This is a genomic window from Roseomonas aerilata DSM 19363 (assembly GCF_000711725.1).
Lineage (GTDB): Bacteria > Pseudomonadota > Alphaproteobacteria > Acetobacterales > Acetobacteraceae > Roseomonas > Roseomonas aerilata.
The window spans coordinates 42,125-58,009 of record NZ_JONP01000008.1; the positions used below are offsets into that span (position 1 = coordinate 42,125).

Here is a 15,885-nt window from a genome sequence, read left to right on the forward strand (position 1 = left end):
GGGGATCGGCCTAGCGGTTCGGGCGTCAGCGTTCGGGGGGAAAGAGCGCGCCCTTGGGGCGGCCGCGCACCGGCTCCAACGCCTTGTAGTAGTAGTGACCCGCGACCGTGCGGCCCTCGATGCGGGCATAGGCGGGGTGGGTGCCCCAGCGGGTGTAGCCGAGCCCCTCGAAGAGCGCGATCGCGGTGCGCTGCGTCTCTCGTACGTCGAGGTTCAGCACGCGGTGGCCGGTCGCGGCCGCGTGCTCCTCCACGCGCGTGACCATCAGCCGCGCGAGGCCGTGGCCGCGGGCATAGGGGGCGATGTAGGCGTGAGTGAGCTGGGCGGACCAGGCCTGGGCCTCGTTGTGCCGGGGGGGGCGCACGAGCTGGGCGGAGCCGACGGGGTGGCCGTCCAGCCGCGCCACAAACAGCACGCGCTCGGGCACCAGCAGCACGCCCTTGAAGTGGCGTGTCAGCGCCTCGCGGCCCTGGGCGGCCACCCAGCCGAAGCCGCCACCCTCGATGATGGCGGCATCCGTCGCTTCGCAGAGATCGGCGAGGTCGGCTTCGGAGAGCGCGTCCACGCGCTCGACCAGAAGGGTGTGGGTCGCCTGGGTCATGGATTCCAGCGGAGGAAGTTCCGCAGGATCCGGAGCCCGACGGGCCCCGACTTCTCCGCGTGGAACTGGGTGCCCGCGAGGTTGTCGCGCCCGATCACGGCCGCGACCTCCCCGCCATAGGCGGTGCTGGCGAGCAGCTCGTCGCGCTTGCCGCCGCGCAGGGCATAGGAATGGACGAAATAGGCGTGCGCCCCTTCACCCAGCCCGGCGAGCAGGGGATGGGCGGCATGGGTGTCGAGCGCGTTCCACCCCATCTGCGGCAGGGGGAGCGGCGTGCCGCCCTCGTCGCGCGGGTCCATCGGCGCGATCTCGCCGGCGATCCAGCCGAGGCCAGGGGTGACGCCGTGCTCCAGCCCGCGCTCGGCCATGAGCTGCATGCCCACGCAGATGCCGAGGAAGGGCCGGCCGCGCTCGATGGCCGATTCCCGCAGCGCTTCCGTGACGCCGGGCAGGGCGTCGAGGCCGCGCGCGCAGGCGGCGAAGGCGCCCTGGCCGGGCAGCACGACGCGATCCGCCGCGCGCACCTCATCGGCCGTGGTGGTGACGGTGAGGTCGAGGGGGATGCCCTCCTCCCGCGCCGCGTGCTCGAAGGCGCGGCGGACGGAGGCGAGGTTGCCCGAGCCGGGATCGATGACCGCGACCTTCATGCCATCACCCCGCGCGCGAGGCCGGGCCGGGCGGAAACCAGCCGCAGCAGCGCCTCCTCCTCGTCGCGCCCGGCGACCACGCCTTCGGTCGTGAAGCCGCGGCGGGCGAGGGTCCAGCGCTGGATGTCCCGCGCGTGCAGGCCGAGCAGGATCTGCAGCGCCAGCGCCGCCGGGTTCTCCCAGGGGGCCGGGAGGGCGGCGATGGCGGCGGCCAGCAACAGATAGCCGAGCAGCCCCAGCCAGAGCGCGTGCCAGAGCAACCAGAGCGGGCCGAAGAGGAAGGCCGCGAAGGAGAAGCCCTCCCGCACCAGCCGGGTCGCGGGCTTGGCGCCGTCTCTCGCGTGAACGGTGAAGAGCCGCATCACGCCTCCAGCATGCCCTTGGTGGAGGGGATGGTGCCCTCGGCGCGCGGGTCCGCTTCCACCGCCATGCGGAGCGCCCGGGCGAAAGCCTTGAACAGGCCCTCGGCGATGTGGTGCGCGTTGGTGCCGGCGCGCTGCGTCAGGTGGACGGTCATGGCGGAGTTCATGGCAAGCGCCCGGAAGAACTCCTCGAACAGCTCCGTGTCCATCTCCCCGACCTTGTCGCGCGGGAAGCTCGCGGACCACACGAGGAAGGGGCGGCCGGAGATATCGATGGCGCATTCGGCCAGCGCCTCGTCCATGGGCACGAGCGCCTGGCCGTAGCGGCGGATGCCGCGCTTGTCGGCCAGCGCCTTGCGGATCGCCTGACCGAGCACGATGCCGACATCCTCGGTGGTGTGGTGGAAGTCGATGTGCAGGTCGCCCTCCGCCTTCACGGCCAGGTCGATCATGGAGTGCCGGGCCAGCGCGGTCAGCATGTGGTCGAGGAAGCCGATGCCGGTGACGATCTCGGCGCGCCCGGTGCCGTCCAGGTCCAATTTGAGGTGGATCCGAGTCTCGGAGGTCTCGCGGGCGATCTCGGCGCGTCGGGGGAAGGCGTCCATGGCGGCTCTTTAGACCCGTGGGGGGATGGCGGCCAGCGGGCGGGCCACCGTCACCGCGTCAGCGGCGGACGAGGATGTAGGTGAGGGTGAACTCGATCTCGATGGTGTCGCCGGCCGTGCCCGGTGGAAAGGGCGGCAGCGTGGCCCCGCGGAAGACGCCGAGCCAGGCGGCATCGAGCAAGTACGAGCCGGAGCGGTGGAGGATCTGCAGGTCGCTGATGCGGCCGTTCCGGTCCACGTTGAAGCGCACGGTGGCAGGACCGTCCTCCCCCGCCATGGCGGCCTGCTGCGGATAGTATTTCCGCTCGTTGACGAAACTGCGGACCGCCGCCCACCAGGACGCCCCAGGGTTCGCGCCCCTCGACCGGATGTTGGTGTCCTGAAAATTCGGCTGAGGCCGCGCATTGGAGGAGGCCGCTTGCTGTTCCAGCCGCGTCCCGGCGCCCCCGGGAGCGGAGGATGCCGAAGGACGGCTGAGGGTCACGGGTGGACCCTGGCTGAGATCCAGCGCCCCGGCGAAAGGCGAGTTGGCGAGCGGCGAGGGGCGTGGCCGTGCGGGCGCCGGCTGCGGCCGGGGAGCGGGCACGGGCCGCGCCTGGGCCTGGGCCGGCTCGGGCGGTGCGCTGGGCGGCTCGGGCGCGGGGGGCGGTGGCAGGGGAAGGGCGGCCACCTCGGATTCACGCGGCGTTTCCGCCGGTGGCGGGGGCGGCGGCATGGAGAGGTCGGAGGGCGCGGGTCGCGAGGGCAGCGGCGGCAGGGGCAGCGCGCGGGCGACCGGCGGCTCCGCCAGGGGCGGCGCGGGAGGCGGGGCGGCGAACGGGCCTTGGGCAAGGGGCGGCGGCGCCGGCGGGCGCTCGCTCGGCGGTGCCGGCAGCGGCGGTGCGGCGGGCGGCACGAGGGCGGGCGGCGCGAAGGGGGCCGGCAGGGGCGGCGCCTCCGCCACGCGCGGCGCCTCGGCCGGCGGCAACGGCTCCGCGACCTGTGGCATGGGCGAGGGCGGTGTGGGGAGGGCGCCGGGAGTGGGCGGCTCCAACGGCGCGGGCGGCCCCTCGGAAGGTGGGGCCGGCACGTCCTCGGGCGCGCCTCCCTCGAAGACCACGTCCACGGTGGAGGGCGAATCCGCCTCGGGCATCTTCCGCGGCGGCAGGCCGAAGAGCAGCCACCAGCCGGCGGCCAGGTGCAGCAGCAGCGACAGCGCGAGCGCCGGCCCGCGCCAGCCGCGCCGCATCGCTGCCCGGCGGACGGATCGCCGTGGCCGCCCCAGCGGTGCCCCCAATGGCGCCCCCTGGAGCCGCAGCCCCCCCGCAGAAAATTTCGCGGCGCTCATCCCCTGCCCGAACCCAAGGCCACCCCGGCACCACCGATCCCGTCCTGACCCACCACATAGGTCGCCCGCGCCGGGGACGAAACCGGCCCGATTGCAACAGCGCGATCCCGTCGCCACATGGGCGCCTTCACATGGCAACCATCATGAATAACTCACCCACCACCGCACACGATCCCCTCGGCTGGCACGGCACGACCATCCTCTGCGTTCGCAAGGACGGCCGCGTGGCCATGGCCGGCGACGGCCAGGTCTCCATGGGGCAGACGGTCGTCAAGAACAATGCCCGCAAGGTCCGCCGCATCGCCGGCGGGCGGGTCATCACGGGCTTCGCGGGCGCCACCGCCGATGCCTTCACCTTGCTGGAGCGACTGGAGGCGAAGCTGGAGCGCTTCCCGGACCAGCTCGAGCGCGCGGCCGTGGAGCTGGCAAAGGATTGGCGCACCGAGCGCAGCCTGCGCCGCCTTGAGGCCCTGCTCGCGGTGGCCGACAAGGACCGCTCCCTCCTCATCACCGGCCAGGGCGACGTGATGGAGCCCGAGGACGGCGTCATCGGCATCGGCTCCGGCGGCAACTACGCGCTGGCTGCCGCCCGCGCCCTGATGACGGTGGACGGCCTCGAGGCCGACGAGATCGCCCGCCGCTCCATGACCATCGCCGCCGATATCTGCGTCTATACGAACGGGCGCTTCGTGGTGGAGACTCTCTGAATATGCCCCTGGACAGCACAGCCGTGAACGAAGCCGTCAACCTCTCCCCGCGCGAGATCGTCTCGGAGCTGGACCGCTATATCGTCGGCCAGCACGACGCCAAGCGTGCGGTCGCCATTGCGCTCCGCAACCGCTGGCGCCGGCAGCAGCTCGCGCCCGGCCTGCGCGAGGAGGTGGTGCCGAAGAACATCCTCATGATCGGCCCGACCGGCTGCGGCAAGACCGAGATCGCCCGCCGCCTGGCCCGCCTGGCCAACGCGCCCTTCCTCAAGGTCGAGGCCACGAAGTTCACCGAGGTCGGCTATGTCGGCCGCGACGTGGACAGCATCGTGCGCGACCTCGTGGAGGCCAGCATCACCCAGCTGCGCGAGAGCGGGCGCGCCGAGGTGCAGGCCAAGGCGGAACTCGCCGCCGAGGAACGCCTCGTCACCGCCCTGGTCGGCGAGCAGGCGAATGGCGAGACGCGGATGAAGTTCCGCAAGATGCTCCGCGAGGGATCGCTGGAGACGAAGGAGGTCGAGGTGCAGGTGGCCGAGCAGGCCACGCCGATCGGCGCGATGGATATTCCGGGGATGCCGCCCGGTGCCGGGAACATCCAGGAGATGATGGGCAAGATGTTCGGCGGCCGCTCCCGCGCACGCAAGATGACGGTGGCCGAGGCCCGTAGCGCCCTTCAGCGCGACGAGGCCGACAAGCTGCTCGACCAGGAGGCGCTGACCCGCAACGCCGTTGCCCACGCCGAGCAGAACGGCATCGTCTTCATCGACGAGATCGATAAGGTCTGCGCGCGCACGAGCGAGGGCGGCTTCCGCGGCGGCGATGTTTCACGTGAAGGCGTGCAGCGCGACCTGCTGCCGCTGATCGAGGGCACGACCGTCAACACGAAGCATGGCCCGGTGAAGACCGACCACATCCTCTTCATCGCGAGCGGCGCCTTCCACCTCGCCAAGCCGTCCGACCTGCTGCCGGAACTCCAGGGCCGCCTGCCGATCCGGGTGGAGCTGAAGGGCCTGACGCGCGACGACTTCCGCCGCATCCTGACCGAGCCCGAGCACGCGCTGACCACGCAGTACACCGCGCTGCTCGGCACCGAGGGCGTTACCCTCGATTTCGGCCCGGACGCGATCGACGCCGTCGCCGAGATGGCGGCTGACATCAACGACCGCGTTGAGAACATCGGCGCGCGCCGCCTGGCGACGGTGCTGGAGCGCCTTCTGGAGGAGGTGTCCTTCACCGCCTCCGACCGGCGCGGCGACACCGTGCGCGTGGATGCAGCGATGGTGCGGGACAAGGTGGGCGCGCTGGCCTCCAGCACCGACCTGTCGCGCTTCATCCTCTGAGCTCCGGGCAAACGCGAAGCGTTTGTCCCGCGCCGGGGGAGGCACCCGCCTCCCCTGGACGGTGCGCCGCGCCATGCACGGAAGAATAGTCGCCCTTCTCGCCTGCCTTGGTCTTCTCGCCTGCGCCGCGCCGGCTGATCCCTGGCCGGACCGCAGCGGGCATGAGCGGTTCGACCGGTACTACTTCCACCGAGGCTTCGGGTTCCGGCCCTCCGGCGATCTCTGGGAGTAGGTTGGCGCTGGTGGCTCCCGGAGAGGGCTCTGCCCTCTCCGAACCTCACCCGCCAGGAGCCTGAGGCTCCTGGACCTGCATTTGGCTTTCGCGATTGGTTCCTGAACATGCAGTCGCCTCGGGTCAGTGACCCGAGGCGCACCGGCCTCCCAGGATTTCCAATAGATAGAAAAAGATGAGTGGGGGTCCGGGGGAGAGAATTCATTCTCTCCCCCGGAGTCAGCAGCGCCGGCCTATTCCGCCGCCACCATCACCGACCGCTCTTCCGGCATATCCGGCCCCATGCCGTGGCGGTGGAGCCAGGACAGGGTGTGGTAGACGGCCTTGAAGGACAGGATTGGCAGGATCGCGCGCGGGTCGCCGAAGCGGCCGCCGGCGAGGTTGCCGGCGAGCATGTTGATGATGCCATCCCGCATCCAGAGCGTGTTGCGCGGTGCCATGAAGAGGCTGCGCATGACCGGGTCGTTGATGCGGTAGATGAGCCAGCCGATGCGGTCCATCGCCTGGGCCAGTTCCCTGTTGGTGGCGCGGCAGGCCGCCTCTCCGCGCACGGGGTCGTCGAGCCAGGTGTCGGCGGCCTTCGCGCCGAGTTCGCCGGCGGTCATGGCCATGAGCACGCCCGTCGAGAACATCGGATCCACGAAGCCGAAGGCGTCGCCGATCATGAGGTAGCCTTCGCCCGAGCCGGAGGCGGCGCGGTAGGAGTAGTTCGCGGTCGAGTAGATCTCGGAGGCGATCTCCGCGCGGCGGGTGCGGGCGGAGACGGTGGGGCTGGAGGCAATGCGGTCGAGGAACAGGTCCTTGGCCGATCCCTTCCGCCCCTTCCAGGCGGACTGGTTGCCGACGAAGCCGATGCTCATCACGTCGCCCGGCAGGGGGATGAGCCAGAACCAGCCGTCCTCGGCGAGGTGGATGGAGATGTAGCCGTCCAGCTCTCCCTCGCGCCGCTCAACGCCGCGGAAGTGGGCGTACATGGCGGCGGTGTTGTTGTACTTGTTCGACCGCTTGAGCTGCATCTTGCCGGCCAGGAAGGTGTCGCGGCCGGAGGCGTCGAGCACGAAGCGCGGGCGGAAGGTGAGGTCCACGCCCTCCTTCGTGCGCGCGTTGACGGTCGCGCGCTCGCCCTTCGCGCCGAAGGCGATATCGGTGACGCGCGTTTCCTCGAGCGTGGTCGCGCCGAGGCGGCTGGCGTTGGAGAAGAGCGCGGCATCGAAGTCGGAGCGGCGCACCTGCCAGGAATAGGTGCGCGCCTTGTTCAGCGCCTGGGCAAAGGGAAAGGCGCAGGAGCGGCCGGTGCGGTCCGAGACGAACTCGGCGCCCGGCTTGTGCACGCCCATCTCGCGCACCGCCTCGAGCATGCCGAGACGCTCGAGGATGTCGAGGTTCCGGGGCAGCAGGCTCTCGCCGATATGAAAGCGGGGATGCGCCTCCTTCTCCACCAGCACGACGTCGCGGCCGGCCTTGGCGAGGAGGGCAGCGGCGGTGGAGCCGGCGGGGCCCCCGCCGACAATCAGCACATCGGGTGCGGCGCTCTGTTCCATGGTGCGAGATTTCCAGCGGGCGGGGCCGAGCGTCAAGCATCCAAGCTATCCTCTGGGGGTGCATCGCGCGGAGCGGCGGGCCGTGGCAGGTTGGCCCCATGCATCCCGCCTTCCGGCTGGGCGTCCGCGAGGCGCTCGGCGCCCAGGCTGTCGCCATGGCCGCCACCTTCATCGCCTTCGGCGCGGCCGTGCACGCGGCGGGCTTCGGGTTGGGATGGGGCCTCTTCTCCTCCGGCGGGATCTACGGGATGGCGGGGCAGATGGTGTTGTTGGGCGCCCGGCCCGGCGCCTCGGCGGCGGCGGTCGCGGGGTCGCTGATGGCCAACGCGCGCTTCCTGCCCATGGCGGCCTCCCTCGCGCCGCTGGTGCGCGGGCGGCTGGCGCCGCTCTGCGTGCCCTTCATCTCCATCACGCCCTGGGCCGCGGCCATGCGCCGCCTGCCCGACCTGCCCGCGCCCGACCGCCCCCGCTGGTTCATCGGCTTCGGGGTGACGGTCTGGACGGTAGGGCTTGTCACCACCGCGATCGGCCACTCGATCGCGGGGTACCTCTCGCCGCCAGTGCTGCGGCTCCTGCTGATGTTGAACGTGCTCTACTTCGCGCTGCTGATCGCGGCAGGGGTGGCGCGCGGCGGGCCCTGGCGCGCCTCGCTGGCCGGGGCGGTCGTGGCGCCCTTCGCGCTGCTGCTGCCGGAAGGGGTGCCGCCGGCTTGGGGGCTGCTCGGCGCCTCCCTCATCGGCGGCACCGCGGCCTTCCTCCTGCGGAAGCGGCCATGACCGAGGGCTGGGGACCGCTGCTCGTCGCGGCACTGGCCACGCTGCTTCTGCGCGCGACCGGCCTCATCCTCGCCTGGCGCCTGCCGGCCACCCATCCCGCCATCGCCTGGGCGGCGGCGGTCAGCGAGGCCGCGCTCTCGGCTTGGGTGGTGCTCGCCCTCGTCTCGCCCGGGGCCTTTCCGGTCGCGGTGCGCCTGACGGGGGCGGGGGTGGCGCTGGGAACCTTCTTCCTCACGGGGCGCCGGTTGTTGCCGGGGATGGCGACGGGACTGGCGGCAATCTGGGTGGCGGATTGGCTGCTGCGGTGAGGGGCGGCGCTGGTGACTCTGGGGGAGAGAATGAATTCTCTCCCCCGGACCCCCACTCATCTTTTTCTATCTGTTGGAAATTCTGGGAGGCCGGTGCGCCTCGGGTCGATGACCCGAGGCGACTGCAGGTTCAGGGAGGTTCCGCGACAGCCAGATGGGGGTCCAGGGGCCTCAGGCCCTTGGCGGGTGAGGTCCGGAGAGGGCAGCGCCCTCTTCGGGAGCCACCAACGCCATCAGTCCTCGTCCCACGGCTCCGGCCGCTGAATTCGCGCCTCCATCCGCCGCCGGAGTGTCGAGAGCTGGCGCCTGAGATCGTCGTTCTCCCGCTGGCACTGGCGCAGCCGCGATTCGGCGGCGCGGAGCATGTCGGGCGGCGGGGGCGCGTGCGGCTCGGGCGTGGCTTTGGGCATCAGTACGTCCTGCCAGGTGAGGCCGAGGCGATGCATGAGCCGGTGAGCCGCGAGGGCGGCCGAGGCCCTTTCCCCGTCGTGCTCGGAGCCGAGCAGCGCCAGCACCCGCGCCAGCTTCGCCGCGTCGTTTGCCCGCATCCGCTGCCCTTCTCCCCATCAAAAACGGTTCAGTCCCTGGCGCGGCGGGAGGTTGCTGGCGTGGTCGGGCGAGCGCGGGGAATCTACCCGGGCTCCCAACCAGGGGGTGCCATCTCGAAGCCCTCGAAGGTGAAGGCGGGGCTGACGGTGCAGGCGACGAGCGACCAGGCGCCGAGGCTCTCCGCCGCCTGCCACGCGCCGGCGGGCACGGTGGCGAAGAGGCCCTCACCCGCGCCAAGGTCCGGGCCCAGTCGGTGGGGGTTCGGCGCCCCGCCGTCCGAGACCCGGAGGAGGAGCGGTGCGCCGGCCTGCCAGTGCCAGCCCTCCGCCGCGTCCACCCGGTGCCAGTGGCTGCGCTCCCCGGCGGAAAGGAGAAAGAGGATGGCGGTGCCCGCGCCGCGGCCGCCACTTGGGGGCGTGTCGCGCCAAGTCTCGCGGTAGTGCCCGCCTTCGGGGTGGGGGAACAGGCCGAGGGCGGCGATGACGGCGGCCGCTTCCAGCGAGGGGTCGCGGAGGTCGATGCCGGGCGTCACGGGGGCGGCCTGCGAACGAGCACGGGCGGAAAGGCGCCGCCATCGGTCGGGCGCAGCGCCTCGAACAGCTCCGTCACCTGGGCGTAGTCGCGGTAGCCGCAGCGGGCGATGGTGCCGGCCTCGACCATGTCGAAGCGGCCCTCGCGCAGGCAGCGCTCGTCGATATGCACGCCGACGACCTGCCCGATGGTGAGGAAGCCGTTGCTCGGCCGGCCCTCCCCGTCGTGCAGCTCCAGCGCGTGGACGACGCGGCATTCCAGCGCGGCCGGGCTGGCGGCGACCCGCGGCGGGCGGACCATCCAGCTGGGCGCCGCCTCGATCCCCGCGGTCTCGAACTCGCTCTCCCCCGCCGGTTGGTTGCCAGAGGAGGCGTTCATCGCCTCGAACAGGTCGCGCGTGGCGAGGCTGAACACGAACTCCCCCGTGGCCCGCGCATTGGCGGCGGAGTGCTTCAGCCCCTCGCTGCCGAAGGCCACCATCGGCGGCGCGTTGTGGACGATGGCGAAGTAGCTGTAGGGCGCGAGGTTGGCGCGCCCCGCCGCGTCGATCGTCGAGATCCAGCCGATCGGGCGCGGGGCGACGATGGCCTTGAAGGGGTCCCAGGGAAGACCGTGGCCGTTCCGGGGCTCGTAGAACACGCGCTCAGCCCTTGAACACGTCCTTTCCGGCGCGCCGCTCGGCCAGCTCCTCCACGGTCACTGCCCGCAGGAAGGGGTTGGTCGCGCGCTCCTGGTCGAGGGTCGTCGGCACGGTGGCCAGTCCTGCCTTGCGAAGCTCCCGCACCTCTGCCGCCCGGTCCTTCAGCGCCGCGTTGTCCGGCTCCACGGTCAGGGCGAAGCGGGCATTGCTCTCGGTGTACTCGTGGCCGGGGAGCACGAGCGTGTCGCCCGGCAGCGCGTCCAGCAGGCGCAGCGCGCGGTACATGTCGGCGGGCGTGCCCTCCAGCAGCCGCCCGCATCCGAGGGAGAAGAGCGTGTCCCCCGCCAGCACCGCGTGGGCGGCGGCGATGTAGAGCGCGACGTGGCCGATGGTGTGACCGGGGCTGTCCAGCACCTCGATCTCGCCGCTGCCGAGCGGCACGCGGTCGCCCGGCTTCACGGCGATGTCGAGCTTCGGCAGGCGGTGGGCGTCGGCCGCGGCGCCGAGCACCTTGGCGCCGGTCTTGCTCACCATCTCGGCCACGCCGTCGATGTGGTCGGGGTGGTGATGGGTCAGCAGGACCCAGTCGAGCCGCCCGGGCTCGGGCATGTCCTGCAGCGCTGCGAGGTTCGCGCGCGCCTCGCCGGGGTCGCAGAGGGCGACCAGCCCCGTAGCCTCGTCCCGCAGCAGCCAGGCATAGTTGTCCGAGAGATTGGGCACCGCCTTGGTGGTCCAGCCTGTCGTCCCGCTCATCCGCTGTCTCCTGAGGTCCGAAACCCCTATATCCCCCCCATGGTCGCCGAGGTCCACTTCACCGCCTGGGGATTGCAGGGCTTCTACGAGGCCCCCTTGGGCGCCGTCACGCGCCGGATCCTGCGCGCGCGGCTGCGCCAGCTCTGGCCGGAGCTGACGGGGCGGGAGGTGCTGGGCATCGGTCATGCCGGGCCCTACCTGCGGCTCTGGCGGCGGGGCGCGGCGCGGCTGGTGGCGACCACCCCCGTTTCGCTCGCGGTCGGCAACGGCATGGCGCCCTGGCCGCCGGACGGCCCCTGCTGCGCCGCGCTCACGGAGGAGGACCGGCTGCCCTTCGCCGACGTCTCCTTCGACAACGTGCTCCTCGTCCACGGCCTGGAAGCCGCGGGCAACGGCCGGCGCCTGCTGCGCGAGGCCTGGCGGGTGCTGCGGCCGGAGGGGCGGCTGCTGGCGGTGGTGGCCAACCGCCGCTCCGTCTGGGCCCATCTTGAGCGCACGCCCTTCGGCCACGGCCAGCCCTATTCCCCTGGCCAGCTCGCCCGGCTTCTGGAACGCTCCATGTTCGAGGTGGAGCGGCGCGAGGCCGCGCTCTTCATCCCGCCCTTCGGCCTGCGCCCGCTGCTGCGCGGTGCCAAGCTGTGGGAGGCGGCGGGGCGCAGCCTGCTGCCGCAGCTCGGCGGCGTGACGGTGATCGAGGCGCGGAAGTCCGTGCAGGGCCTTATCCCAGCACTGGAGGCTCCGGCGCGGCCCCTGCGGCGGCCGGTTCGTGCCCAGGCGGTGCGGCAGGGCTGGGCGGTGGCCGATGAAGCCGGTACGCCGCCGGTGCGTTCCCCGATCCCGGCCGCAAGGGCGCGAAGGGCCCAATAGGCCGCCGCCCCCTAGGGCCGAGGATCAGAGGAATTTTCGCCATGACCCGTGCCCTCCTGACCGCCACCGCCCTGACGGGGGCTCTCCTGGCCGCCGGCGGCCCCGCCCTGGCCCAGGACGCCACGACGCGCATGGTTCCCGCCGGCCCGCCGGTGCTCGTGCAGCCGATGGTGCCCGAGAGCTCTCTCCCGCCCGGCACGGTGCCGCAGCCGCTCGTCCCCGGCGCCACGATCATCCAGACCGACCCCGGCCCGCCCCGCGGCAACACCCGCACCGGCCAGCTTCGCTGCGACGTGGCGGGCGGCATCAGCTGGGTCTTCGGCTCTACCCGCTCCCTCACCTGCGAGTTCCGGCCCTCCAACGGCCCGGTTGAGCTCTACGCCGGCGAGATCCGCCGCTTCGGCGTGGATATCGGCTTCACCGGCCGCAGCACGATCGTCTGGACCGTGGTCAGCACGGGTTCCGACATCGCGCCGGGTAGCCTGGCCGGAAACTACGGTGGCGCCTCCTCCAACATCGCGGCCGGGCTCGGCCTCGGCAGCGCGGCCCTGATCGGCGGCAGCGGCGACCAGGTGGCGCTCCAGCCGCTCTCGATCGAGAGCAGCACGGGCGTGAACCTCGCGGCCGGCATCGCCGAGCTGTCGCTGCGCCCGGCGGGCTGAGGGCCGCCGCACCCATCGCTCCGACCCCTGCCCGGCAAGTCAGCCCGGCAGGGGCGAGCTGTGGAACTGGAGGATGCGCCAGTCGCCGTCCCGCCGGGTGACGACGATGCTGAGGCGGAGCGGCAGGATCTCCACCCCGCCTCCCGAATCCGGTCCGACCTCCCATTGGCCCGAGACGAGGGCCACGGATTCCGACGCGGCGAGGACTGTTCCGGACCGCCAGGCTGCCCGCCGCTCCCCCGGCCCGCGGCGCCCGAGCGGCGCGAAATACCTGCGCACCGCCTCCGGTTCCGTCGCGAGTTCCGGCATGGCCGTCCCCCAGACGAGGGCATCCGGCCAGAACAGGGCGCGAATGGCCGCGGGATCGGCGGCCGTGAAGGCCGCGAGGAAGCGCCCGAGCACCGCCCGCGCCGCTTCCTCCACCCCGCCCGTCGCCGCGCCCTCTGCCAAGAGCCCTATTCCGGCTTGATGTTCCGCTGGCGGATAAGCTCGCCCCACTTGCTCCGCTCCCCGGCCGCGTAGGGACCGAACTGCTCGGGCGTCCCGCCCACGGGGTCGATGGCCAGCGGCTCCAGCCGCGCCTTGGTGGCGGCCGAGAGCATGATCCGCCGCGATTCCTCCGAGAGCCGCTGAAGCACCGGCTGGGGCGTTCCCGCGGGCGCGAAGAAGCCGAAATCGGTGCTCGCGCGGTAGCCGGGATAGCCCAGCTCGGCGATGGTCGGGACATCGGGCGCCTGCGGGCTGCGCTCGGCGCCCGAGTAGCCGAGGGCGAGCAGGGTGCGGTCGCGCAGGTAGGGGATGGCGGTGACGGAATCGACGAAGGAGAGGGTGGTCTCCTTCGCGATCACGGCCTGCACGCCGGCGGCGCCGCTGCGATAGGGCACGTGCAGCCACTGCACCTTCGCCATGTCCTGCAGCAGCTCGGGCCCGAGATGGTTGGCGACGCCCGAGCCGGCGGAGGCGAAGGTGATCGCCCCCGGCCGCGCGCGGGAGGCGTCGATGAGGGCCGCGAGGGTCTTGTAGGGCGAGTTCGGCTCGACGCAGAGGAACATCGCGTTCGTCGCCAGCAGGCCGATGGGCGCGAAGGCGTTGTCGTTGTCGTAGGGCAGGCGCTCGTACATGGCGGGCGCCATGGCGAAGGTGCCGTTCGGCACAACGCCGAGCGTGTAGCCGTCCGGCCGCGCGCGGGCGAGGAAGGCCATGCCGACCGTGCCGCTGCCGCCCGCGCGGTTGTCCACTACGAACTGCTGGCCGAGCGCGGTGGAGAGCTCCTGCGCCAGCAGGCGCGCGATGAAGTCCGTGGAGCCGCCGGGCGCGAAGGGCACCATCACGGACACGGCGCGGTTGGGATAGGCCACGGCGTCCCGGCCCTGGGCCATGGCCGCGCCCATCGGCAGGGAGGCGGCGCCGGCCAGGGCGGGCGCGGCCTGAAGCAGGCGGCGGCGGGTGGGGGTCATTCTTGGCTCCTCCGGCGGTGGTGCGGCCTGTTGCGGCCCGGTTGACTCGTCTTCGCCGGGGAGGATGCCCTATCCCGGGAGATGGGGAAGGTCCGTCAGTGGCGGACGGGGGAAGAAAGGGAGCGCCGATGCCGGCAGGGGTGGTGTTGCGGGCCGCGGCCGCCTGGACCGGAACCGGCGCGCCGCCCGTCGAGCGGGCGGAACTGCATGTCGAGGCCGGCCACATCGCCTGGCTCGGCCGTCAGGGCGAGCGGCCCCCGCCCGAGGACGCGCGCGTGGTCGATCTCGGCGCCCACTGGCTGCTGCCGGGCTTCGTGGACGCGCACCTGCACCTCTGGGGCCTGGACCTATCCGAGCCCGCCGCGCTGTGGAACTGGCCGCAGGCCTATCGCACGGCTCGGGCGGTCGCGGATCTCGGCGCGCTGCTTGCGGGCGGCATCACCGCCGTGCGCTGCTGCGGCGGGCCGCTCGGCCCCTCCCTCGCCCGCGCGGTGCGGGAGGGCGTGGTGGCAGGGCCGCGGATCGTCGCGGCCGGGGAGTTCATCTGCTCCCGCGCCGGCACCTGGGACCACGTCGCCTTCCCGCAGCGCTGGGCGGAGGAGCTGGGGATGCTCGCGGACGGGCCGGAGGAGTGCCGGCGCCGCGTGCGAGAGCGCGTCCGCCAGGGGGCTGACTTCATCAAGATCGGCGGCTCCGTGGGCGAGCACGCCGACGCGCTCCGCCCCTGGGGCGACGACCCCGGCCGGCTGCGCCTCTCCTACTCGGACGAGGAGGTACGGATCGTGGTCGAGGAGGCCCGGCGGAACGGGCTCCGCGTCGCGACCCACGCGATCGGCGAGGCGGCGGTGGCCCAGGCGGTCGCCGCCGGCGTGCACAGCGTGGAGCACGGCCACGGCGCCTCCGAGGAGGCGGTGCGGCGCATGGCGGGGGAGGGGATCTGGCTCGTCCCGACCCTCGCCCTGCCGGCGCTGCGGGCGGAGCGCGCGCCGCCCGCGGTGGCCGCCCACTGGCAGCGACACCGCGAGGTGCAGCGGCGCTCCCTGGAACTGGCCATGCGGCACGGCGTGCGGATCGCGGCCGGCACCGACTTCGTCGGCCCGCCCTTCACGCCGCTGGGGCCGGATGCCTGCGAGATGGAACTGCTGGTGGAGGCCGGCATGGCGCCGGAGCGGGCGCTGCTGGCGGGCACGGCGGAGGGCGCGGCGCTGCTGGGCCTTGGGGAGGAGACCGGCACCCTCCTGCCTGGGCGGGCGGCGGATATCGTGGCGCTGCCCGGCGACCCCCGGCGCGACATCAGGCTGGTGCGTCGGCCGGGCTTCGTCATGGCGGCGGGCGCCGTCGTGCTGGACGGGCGCGCGTCCGCCGCCCCTTAGCGGCTCAAACCGCCATCCACACGGTCTCGCCCTCGCCCTGGAGGCGAAGGTCGAGGTTCCAGGTGCCGTCGACGGCGGGCTTGGCGATCATGGTGCCGCGGCGCGCTTCGGGCACGGCGTTGAGCACGGGGTCGGTCCCGTTCAGCGCCTCGCCCTCGAAGTAGAGGCGGGTGCAGACGTGCTGGAGCAGCCCGCGCGCGAAGACGGCGAGTGCGACGTGCGGCGCCTGCAGGGCGTTGGCCCCTGCATGCGGCCCCACCGGCACCGGGCCGGGCTTGAGGGTGGTGAAGCGGAAGCGCCCCTCCTTGTCGGTGGCGCAGCGGCCATAGCCCTGGAAAGCCGTGGGGTCGCCGTTCGGGTCCGGGTAGCGGCCCTCGGGGTCGGCGTGCCAGATCTCGACCATGGCGTCGGTCACCAGCGCACCGGTGCCGTCCCGGAGCGTGCCGGTGAGCACGATGCGCTCGCCGGGCGGCAGCTCCCCCGCGAAGTGGCGCGTGGTGTCCGCCCATTCCGGGAAGTCCACCAGGTGCCAGTAGGGGCCGGCGGTCTGGTGGGCGGAAGCAATGGTCGCCTCGGAGGGGGCGAGCTCGGGCGTGGCGTCGGCCAT

The 15,885-nt window shown here is 72.7% G+C and carries 21 protein-coding genes; 8 read left to right on the forward strand and 13 right to left on the reverse strand.

Going from position 1 to position 15,885, the window contains the following annotated elements; genetic code table 11:
* Nucleotides 1–25: 25 nt before the first annotated feature.
* From BO39_RS10995 to BO39_RS29850, 5 genes are read right to left on the reverse strand one after another with little or no spacing between them, the layout of a single operon-like run.
* Nucleotides 26–601 carry a GNAT family N-acetyltransferase gene (locus tag BO39_RS10995; RefSeq protein WP_043833030.1) on the reverse strand — a complete coding sequence of 192 codons (576 nt, stop codon included), beginning with the start codon at nucleotides 599–601 and terminating at the stop codon, nucleotides 26–28.
* Nucleotides 598–1,248 carry an imidazole glycerol phosphate synthase subunit HisH gene (gene hisH / locus BO39_RS11000; RefSeq protein ID WP_043833032.1) on the reverse strand — a complete coding sequence of 217 codons (651 nt, stop codon included), beginning with the start codon at nucleotides 1,246–1,248 and terminating at the stop codon, nucleotides 598–600. The genes BO39_RS10995 and hisH overlap by 4 nt, the downstream gene beginning before the upstream one ends.
* Nucleotides 1,245–1,610, reverse strand: coding sequence for a DUF2628 domain-containing protein (locus tag BO39_RS11005; RefSeq protein ID WP_052401942.1), 366 nt, complete (start codon nucleotides 1,608–1,610; stop codon nucleotides 1,245–1,247). Before BO39_RS11005 ends, hisH begins: the two co-directional genes overlap by 4 nt.
* Nucleotides 1,610–2,215 (reverse strand): imidazoleglycerol-phosphate dehydratase HisB, encoded by a 606-nt coding sequence (gene hisB / locus BO39_RS11010; protein ID WP_043833035.1) that lies wholly within the window; start codon nucleotides 2,213–2,215, stop codon nucleotides 1,610–1,612. Before hisB ends, BO39_RS11005 begins: the two co-directional genes overlap by 1 nt.
* Before the next feature lie 58 nt (nucleotides 2,216–2,273).
* Nucleotides 2,274–3,443, reverse strand: a complete 1,170-nt coding sequence (locus tag BO39_RS29850) for an energy transducer TonB (RefSeq protein ID WP_052401943.1) — start codon at nucleotides 3,441–3,443, stop codon at nucleotides 2,274–2,276.
* A gap of 242 nt (nucleotides 3,444–3,685) precedes the next feature.
* Here BO39_RS29850 and hslV point away from each other — a divergent pair, with 242 nt between their 5' ends.
* From hslV to BO39_RS32550, 3 genes are all read left to right on the forward strand, one after another.
* The gene (gene hslV, locus BO39_RS11020) at nucleotides 3,686–4,249 is read left to right on the forward strand and encodes an ATP-dependent protease subunit HslV (protein WP_043833337.1); all 564 of its coding nucleotides are present in this window, start codon (nucleotides 3,686–3,688) and stop codon (nucleotides 4,247–4,249) included.
* 2 nt (nucleotides 4,250–4,251) lie between these two features.
* A complete protein-coding gene (gene hslU, locus BO39_RS11025; protein WP_156963648.1) occupies nucleotides 4,252–5,589 on the forward strand; it encodes an ATP-dependent protease ATPase subunit HslU in 1,338 nt (445 codons plus the stop codon).
* 73 nt (nucleotides 5,590–5,662) lie between these two features.
* The gene (locus BO39_RS32550) at nucleotides 5,663–5,821 is read left to right on the forward strand and encodes a hypothetical protein (protein ID WP_156963649.1); all 159 of its coding nucleotides are present in this window, start codon (nucleotides 5,663–5,665) and stop codon (nucleotides 5,819–5,821) included.
* 233 nt (nucleotides 5,822–6,054) lie between these two features.
* Here BO39_RS32550 and BO39_RS11030 read toward each other — a convergent pair whose 3' ends face one another.
* Nucleotides 6,055–7,362: an NAD(P)/FAD-dependent oxidoreductase gene (locus BO39_RS11030; RefSeq protein WP_043833038.1), complete on the reverse strand. Its 1,308-nt coding sequence runs from the start codon at nucleotides 7,360–7,362 to the stop codon at nucleotides 6,055–6,057.
* A gap of 98 nt (nucleotides 7,363–7,460) precedes the next feature.
* Here BO39_RS11030 and BO39_RS11035 point away from each other — a divergent pair, with 98 nt between their 5' ends.
* Together BO39_RS11035 and BO39_RS11040 are read left to right on the forward strand one after the other, a co-directional pair.
* Complete coding sequence (locus tag BO39_RS11035; RefSeq protein WP_043833040.1) at nucleotides 7,461–8,138, forward strand: AzlC family ABC transporter permease; 678 nt, start codon at nucleotides 7,461–7,463, stop codon at nucleotides 8,136–8,138.
* Nucleotides 8,135–8,446, forward strand: a complete 312-nt coding sequence (locus tag BO39_RS11040; RefSeq protein ID WP_043833043.1) for a hypothetical protein — start codon at nucleotides 8,135–8,137, stop codon at nucleotides 8,444–8,446. Before BO39_RS11035 ends, BO39_RS11040 begins: the two co-directional genes overlap by 4 nt.
* Nucleotides 8,447–8,679: 233 nt before the next feature.
* Here BO39_RS11040 and BO39_RS11045 read toward each other — a convergent pair whose 3' ends face one another.
* From BO39_RS11045 to gloB, 4 genes are all read right to left on the reverse strand, one after another.
* On the reverse strand, nucleotides 8,680–8,994 hold the full coding sequence (locus BO39_RS11045; RefSeq protein ID WP_043833045.1) for a hypothetical protein: 315 nt from the start codon (nucleotides 8,992–8,994) through the stop codon (nucleotides 8,680–8,682).
* An 83-nt stretch (nucleotides 8,995–9,077) separates the two neighbouring features.
* Nucleotides 9,078–9,527, reverse strand: coding sequence for a cupin domain-containing protein (locus tag BO39_RS11050; protein ID WP_043833047.1), 450 nt, complete (start codon nucleotides 9,525–9,527; stop codon nucleotides 9,078–9,080).
* Nucleotides 9,524–10,165 carry a flavin reductase family protein gene (locus tag BO39_RS11055; protein WP_052401944.1) on the reverse strand — a complete coding sequence of 214 codons (642 nt, stop codon included), beginning with the start codon at nucleotides 10,163–10,165 and terminating at the stop codon, nucleotides 9,524–9,526. Before BO39_RS11055 ends, BO39_RS11050 begins: the two co-directional genes overlap by 4 nt.
* A gap of 4 nt (nucleotides 10,166–10,169) precedes the next feature.
* Nucleotides 10,170–10,919 carry a hydroxyacylglutathione hydrolase gene (gene gloB, locus BO39_RS11060; RefSeq protein WP_043833049.1) on the reverse strand — a complete coding sequence of 250 codons (750 nt, stop codon included), beginning with the start codon at nucleotides 10,917–10,919 and terminating at the stop codon, nucleotides 10,170–10,172.
* Nucleotides 10,920–10,958: 39 nt separating this feature from the next.
* Between gloB and BO39_RS11065 the strand changes: the two genes are divergently transcribed.
* Both BO39_RS11065 and BO39_RS29855 read left to right on the forward strand, forming a co-directional pair.
* Complete coding sequence (locus tag BO39_RS11065; RefSeq protein WP_052401945.1) at nucleotides 10,959–11,786, forward strand: methyltransferase domain-containing protein; 828 nt, start codon at nucleotides 10,959–10,961, stop codon at nucleotides 11,784–11,786.
* A 41-nt stretch (nucleotides 11,787–11,827) separates the two neighbouring features.
* Nucleotides 11,828–12,448: a DUF992 domain-containing protein gene (locus BO39_RS29855; RefSeq protein WP_052401946.1), complete on the forward strand. Its 621-nt coding sequence runs from the start codon at nucleotides 11,828–11,830 to the stop codon at nucleotides 12,446–12,448.
* Between the two features lie 39 nt (nucleotides 12,449–12,487).
* On the opposite strand, the gene BO39_RS11075 is transcribed toward BO39_RS29855, so the two are convergent.
* Together BO39_RS11075 and BO39_RS11080 are read right to left on the reverse strand one after the other, a co-directional pair.
* Nucleotides 12,488–12,898 (reverse strand): nuclear transport factor 2 family protein, encoded by a 411-nt coding sequence (locus BO39_RS11075; protein ID WP_043833052.1) that lies wholly within the window; start codon nucleotides 12,896–12,898, stop codon nucleotides 12,488–12,490.
* Nucleotides 12,899–12,903: 5 nt separating this feature from the next.
* A complete protein-coding gene (locus BO39_RS11080; protein WP_043833055.1) occupies nucleotides 12,904–13,905 on the reverse strand; it encodes a Bug family tripartite tricarboxylate transporter substrate binding protein in 1,002 nt (333 codons plus the stop codon).
* Between the two features lie 128 nt (nucleotides 13,906–14,033).
* Here BO39_RS11080 and BO39_RS11085 point away from each other — a divergent pair, with 128 nt between their 5' ends.
* A complete protein-coding gene (locus tag BO39_RS11085; RefSeq protein ID WP_043833057.1) occupies nucleotides 14,034–15,278 on the forward strand; it encodes an amidohydrolase family protein in 1,245 nt (414 codons plus the stop codon).
* A 4-nt stretch (nucleotides 15,279–15,282) separates the two neighbouring features.
* Here BO39_RS11085 and pcaG read toward each other — a convergent pair whose 3' ends face one another.
* Nucleotides 15,283–15,885 carry a protocatechuate 3,4-dioxygenase subunit alpha gene (gene pcaG, locus BO39_RS11090; protein WP_052401947.1) on the reverse strand — a complete coding sequence of 201 codons (603 nt, stop codon included), beginning with the start codon at nucleotides 15,883–15,885 and terminating at the stop codon, nucleotides 15,283–15,285.